General features: G+C 70.3%; 3 protein-coding genes. 2 read left to right on the top strand and 1 reads right to left on the bottom strand.

What is annotated here, in order from left to right:
* Positions 1-87 precede the first annotated feature (87 nt).
* Positions 88-1449 (bottom strand): polysaccharide biosynthesis tyrosine autokinase, encoded by a 1362-nt coding sequence (locus ACFE76_RS03465; protein WP_375430337.1) that lies wholly within the window; start codon positions 1447-1449, stop codon positions 88-90.
* 243 nt (positions 1450-1692) lie between these two features.
* Here ACFE76_RS03465 and ACFE76_RS03460 point away from each other — a divergent pair, with 243 nt between their 5' ends.
* Both ACFE76_RS03460 and ACFE76_RS03455 read left to right on the top strand, forming a co-directional pair.
* The gene (locus ACFE76_RS03460) at positions 1693-2637 is read left to right on the top strand and encodes a glycosyltransferase family 2 protein (RefSeq protein WP_375430336.1); all 945 of its coding nucleotides are present in this window, start codon (positions 1693-1695) and stop codon (positions 2635-2637) included.
* 162 nt (positions 2638-2799) lie between these two features.
* Positions 2800-5941, top strand: a 3142-nt coding sequence (locus ACFE76_RS03455) for a LamG domain-containing protein (RefSeq protein WP_375430335.1), incomplete at its 3' end; no start/stop codon positions are given.

The following is a 5941-nucleotide window of genomic DNA, read 5'->3' as shown; positions in this document are numbered from 1 at the left end:
CTTTCTAGTTGATCAACACCCATTCAGGATTCACTGCGTGAAAGCGCCGGGCTAGCGAGACGGCGGGTTTCTTCTCCCGCAGACAGGTCAGCGCTTGGCGCGTCGACCGGAGGTGCGGGGATAGCCGGTCTTCGGCATCTCGTACGAGGCGACCTCGTTCAGCACGACACCGAGGACCTTCAGGCCGCCCGTACCGGCCCTGGTGAGGGCGTTAGCGAGCTGGGGGCGACGGACGGTGGTGGCGTCGGCGACCACCAGGGCGCCGTCCACCTCGCTCCGCAGCGAGGTCACGTCGGAGACGGCGAGGATCGCCGGGGTGTCGATGACGACGAACGCGTACCGCTCCCGCAACGAGGTGACCAGCGTGGCCAGGGCGTCGGAGGAGAGCAGCTCGGTCGGGTTGGCGTGGGAGCCGCCGGTGGTCAGCACGTCGAAGCCGCCGCGCTCCACGTGCTGGATGGTGCCGCTCGGGTCGCCCGGGGTGGTGATCGCGCCCAGCAGCCCGGAGTCGGCCTTGGTGCCCGTGAGCTCGGCGACCCGCGGCCGGCGCAGGTCGGCGTCGACCAGGACGACCTGGTGGCCGGCCTCGGCCAGGGCGGCGGCGAGGTTGGCGGCGATGGTGGAGCGGCCCTCGAGACGCACCGAGGACGTGACGGCCACGGCAAAGCTGGACCGGCCGAGAGCAAGCTGTTCGAGGTTGGAGCGCAGGTTCCGCAGATCCTCGGCGCTGCCGCTCTGGGCGTCGCTCGCGACCACCAGACCGCCCTTCGCCAGGTTGCCCGCCTGCCGGACGGTACCCAGCAACGGCTCCTCGGTGATCTCGGCCAGCGCTGCGGGCGTCCGGACCCGGCTGTCCAGGCGGTTGCGCAGCAGCACCAGCCCGCTGGCCAGCAGCAGCCCGATGAGCAGCCCGAGGGCGGCGTCGCGGCGGGTGTTGGGCGAGGACTGGACGGTCGGCGGCAGCGCAGTCTGGATCGACTGGACGCCCACCAACGACTTGCCGTTCGGCAGCTTCGGCCCCACGGAGTCGACGGCGTTGCTGAGCTGGCTGCCGACGCCGTTGGCGATCGCCGCCGCGCGGGCGGGGTCGGGGTCGGTCGCGTTGATCTGCATCACGACGGTGTTGCGGGGCGTGGACACGGTGACGGTCCGGGCGAGCTGCTTGACGGTGGTCTGCAGGCCCAGGTCGTCGATCACCGGGTTGAGCACCGAGGGCGAGGTGGCCAGCTGGCCGAAGGATGCCATCTGGTCCTGCACGTAGTTCGAGCCCTGCGCCAGCTCAGCGGCCGACTGCCCGACGCTCACCGTGAAGTACTCGGACGCGGTGGCGGTGTACTGCGCTTGCCGGGTGGTGGAGTACGCGTAGACCCCGGCCCCAGCGAGCAGCGTGACCAGCCCGATGAAGAGCCAATGTCGCAGCAGCAGCCGGATGGGGGAGGCAAGCGTCATGGCGGAAAAGCACCTCTCGAGCGGACAGTCCGTGTGCGGAGACCCGGAACGGGGGCGGCCTGGACCGTGTCCCACCAGGACCCGGACCCGGTGTCGTCGGATATGGTAATCGATCTGACCGTCCGGCCCGGCGTCACGGGCCGGGTCGTAGGGCGACCGAGGCACCGGGGGTGGTGCGTCGCGTGCTTGGCTGAAGCCGACCCGTTCGGCTCTGAGTGCTCGGACGAGACCCCGGAGGACACTGTGACCGCACCGCTCCAGGACGTCCCCGTCGCGGTCGTGGTGGCCGTGCTCACCTACCGCCGGACCGAACAGCTGCGCGCGCTGCTGCCCCAGCTGGTGGCCCAGGCCGAGGAGCTGGACGCGGCCGGGGACTACGCCACCACGGTCGTCGTGGTCGACAACGACCCGGCGGCGGACGCCGCCGCGGTGGTGGCGCCCCTGGCCCCCCGGGTGCGCTACGTGCACGAGGAGGTCCCGGGCATCGCCAACGGCCGCGCCCGGGCCGTCACCGAGGCGGCCGCGGCGGACCTGCTCGTCTTCATCGACGACGACGAGGAGCCGCGGCCGGGCTGGCTCACCGCCCTGGTCGGCACCTGGGCCGAGCGCGGCCGGCCGGCAGGCGTGGTGGGCCGGGTGTCGCCGACCTACGCCGGTGAGACCGACCCCTGGATCGAGGCGGGCGGCTTCTTCCGCCGCCGGCAGTACGCGACCGGTACCCCCGTACCGGCGGCCTCGTCGGCAAACCTGCTCCTCGACGTGCATGTGCTGCGTGATCTCGGTCTCACCTTCGACCGCAGCCTCGGTCTGCGCGGCGGCGAGGACACCCTCCTCACCGAGACCCTGACCCGCAGTGGTCACTCCCTGCTGTGGTGCGCCGAGGCCGAGGTCATCGACCACATCCCGCCGGAACGGATGGACCGGCGCTGGGTGCTGCGGCGCGCGTACAGCCACGGCGCGGTGACCACCCGGGTCGCGCTGGGCTTCGCCGCAGGCGGCCGGACGCTCCGGCTACGCCTCGCGGTGATCGCGGCCGGCCGGGTGCTGGCCGGGGCCGGCCAGGCCCTGGTGGGCCGGCTGACCGGCCGGCTGACCTGGCAGGCACGAGGCTGGCGGCTGGTCTACCGCGGGGCCGGAATGCTCGTCGGCACACTCGGCCGCGACGTCACCGAATACCGCCGCGGCTAGGAGGGTGGTGTCGTTCCGTTTGTTCCCGAAAGCGGAAACGGGTTTGGCCACGGTTCGGTAACGAGCGTTTGTGGGGCTCTCGAGCCTTCCATATTCTTCTCCTGCGGCTCCCCACGGGGGTTGGGAACTGCGTCCACATCACTCTCTCTCGGGGATAACTTCATGGCGTTTGCGCCTCTGCTCGTCCGACGCGGCTTCACCAGCCTGCTGTCCACCGCTGTGCTGGCCGCCGGGCTGGTCGTCCTGGCCGATGCGCCGGCCTCCGCCGCAGCCTCGGACCCCACGTACAACGTGGTCGACCGCAACGCCACCACGGGGGTGACCGCCGACGCCCTGCCCACCACGCAGATCAACGGCGTCGCCTGGGACCAGGCGATCGTCGGTGACACCGTCTACGCCGGCGGCCAGTTCACCACCGCTCGTCCCGCGGGCGCGGCGGCCGGCGTGAACACCGTTCCCCGCAACAACCTGCTGTCCTACAACCTGCGTACGGGCGTCCTGAACACGGGCTTCGCGCCCAACGTGAACGGCCGCATCCGCGCGATGGCGGTCTCGCCGGACAAGTCGCGGCTCTACATCGTCGGCTCGTTCACCCAGGTGAACGGCCTCAGCCGCAGCCGCGTGGCGGCCTTCAACACCTCCGACGGCTCGCTCGTCTCCTCCTTCGCCCCGACCGCCGGCTCCGACGTCTTCTCGATCGCGGTCAGCAGCTCCGCGGTCTACCTCGGTGGCTTCTTCACCACCATGAACGGCGTCAGCCGCACCCGGCTCGCCGCGGTCAGCCCCACCAACGGGGCGACCCTGGCGTGGGCACCTACCGCCGACAGCACCGTGCAGGCGATGACGCTGACCCCGGACAAGTCCCGGCTGATCGTCGGCGGTGCCTTCGCCAACGTGAACGGCTCCTTCACCCCGGGCCTGGGCTCGCTCGACGCGTCGACCGGCACGCTCTACCCCTTCGCCGCCAACCAGGCCATCCAGGACTACGGAACCTCGGCCTCCATCTACAGCCTGCGCGCCGACGACACGAACATCTACGGCACCGGCTACTGGTTCGGCGGTACCGGCAACTTCGAGGGCATGTTCGAGGCCGACCCGACGACGGGGGCGATCAAGACCATGGCCGACTGCCACGGCGACACCTACGACGTGTCCCCGGCCAACGGAGTCGTCTACACCGTCAGCCACCACCACGACTGCACCAACATGAACGGCTTCCCCGACACCAACCCGCGGAACCGCTGGCAGCGCGCGAACGCCTTCACCCTCAACGCGACCACCACGACCGGCCCGAACAACGCCGGCGGCTACGCCAACTTCCAGGGCCAGCCGTCCTCCTCGATCATCAACTGGTACCCCGACGTGGCGTCCGGCACCTACACCGGGCAGGGCCAGGGTGGCTGGACCACCGAGGCCACCAGCGAGTACGTCGTGCAGGGCGGGGAGTTCCCGACGGTCAACGGCACCGCCCAACAGGGCCTCGTCCGCTTCGCGGTGCCCTCGATCGCCCCCAACAAGGTGGGCCCGTCCGGCAAGACCGTCGAGAGCGCGCCGACCCTGCGCGGCATCTCCGGCTCCTCGGTCCGCGTCTCCTGGCTCTCCAACATCGACCGTGACGACGCCACGCTGACCTACAAGCTCTACCGCAGCGGGACGACCGCACCGGTCCTCACCCAGACGGCCACCTCCTACTTCTGGAGCCGGCCGACGCAGGTCTTCACCGACACCGGCCTGACCAGCGGCAAGTCCTACAGCTACTACGTCACAGCGACCGACCCGAGCGGCAACACCATGAAGGGCGGCACGAGCACCATCACCGCCGGCGCCGCGGTGGTCGACAACAGTGCGTACGCCCAGGCGGTGACCAACGACGGCGCCACCCACTACTGGCGGCTGAACGAGGCTGCTGGTCAGACCAAGTCGGTCGACTGGGCCGGCGGTAACGACCTCGTGCTCGGCAGTGGCGTGACCAACGGCGCCGCCGGCGCGATCTCCGGCTCGCCCGACACCGCGGCGACCTTCAACGGCACCGCGAACGGCGAGGCCGGCTCGAGCAGCTCCGAGCCCTCGAGCGACACCTTCTCCGCCGAGGCGTGGTTTTCCACCACGTCGACCAGCGGCGGCAAGATCCTCGGCTTCGGCGCCAACCAGAGCGGCTACAGCGGCGGCTACGACCGCCACGTCTACCTGGACGACTCCGGCCACCTCACCTTCGGGGTCTACCCCGGTGGCGTACGGACCGTGACCAGCAGCGGCACCTACAACGACGGCCAGTACCACCACGTCGTGGCGTCGCTCTCGAGCGCGGGCATGAAGCTCTACGTCGACGGCCTGCTGCAGGGCTCAGACGCGGGCACCACCACGGGTCAGGGGTTCACCGGGTACTGGCGGGTCGGCGGGGACAACATCAACGGCTGGACCAACCAGCCGTCCAGCTTTGACATCGCCGGCACCATCGACGACGTCGCGATCTACCCGACCGCGCTGAGCACCGCCCAGGTCCGCGACCACTACACGAAGAGCGGCCGTACGGTCGACGTGCCGGCGGCCCCGACCGACGCGTACGGCAAGGCCGTCTACAACGACGACCCGTCGTTCTACTGGCGGCTGAACGAGACCGGCGGCTCGACCGTCGCCGACTCCTCGCCGAGCCGGACCGGCGGCGTCGTGTCCGGTGGCGTGACCCTCGGCACCAGCTCCGACGTCGCGCCCGGCACCGCCGCCACCTTCGACGGCGCGAACGGCACCGTGGCCACGGCCACCAGGTTCTCCAACCCGACGACCTACTCCGAGGAGATCTGGTTCAAGACCACGACCACCAACGGTGGCAAGCTGATCGGGTTCGGTAACCAGCAGAGCGGAAACTCCAACAACTACGACCGGCACGTCTACATGGAGAACTCCGGCCAGCTGACCTTCGGGGTCTACACCGGCCAGCTGAACACCATCACCAGCTCGACGGCCTACAACAACGGCACCTGGCACCACATGGTGGCCAGCCAGGACACGGTCAACGGCATGGTGCTCTACGTCGACGGCACCCTGGTCGGCAGCAACCCCCAGACCTCCAGCCAGGCCTACGACGGCTACTGGCGGGTCGGTGGCGACAGCTCCTGGGGCGGGAACAGCTACTACCTGGCCGGCCAGCTCGACGAGGCTGCGGTCTACCCGAGCGCACTGACCGCCGCCCAGGTCAAGGCGCACTACAACGCCTCCCCGGCAGCCACGCGTGCGAACACCGCTCCGGTCGCGGCGTTCACCTCGACGGCGGCTGACCTGAAGGTCAGTGTCGACGGGTCCACCT

It is taken from the genome of uncultured Friedmanniella sp., from assembly GCF_964244005.1.
Classification (GTDB): domain Bacteria; phylum Actinomycetota; class Actinomycetes; order Propionibacteriales; family Propionibacteriaceae; genus Microlunatus.
Note: the sequence above shows the minus strand (reverse complement) of the source record. Positions and strands in the feature narration are given on the sequence as shown.

Excerpts from the sequence above, each read along its gene's own strand:
- ACFE76_RS03465 (WP_375430337.1), bottom strand. The coding sequence starts at position 1,449 with ATGACGCTTGCCTCCCCCATCCGGCTGCTGCTGCGACATTGGCTCTTC.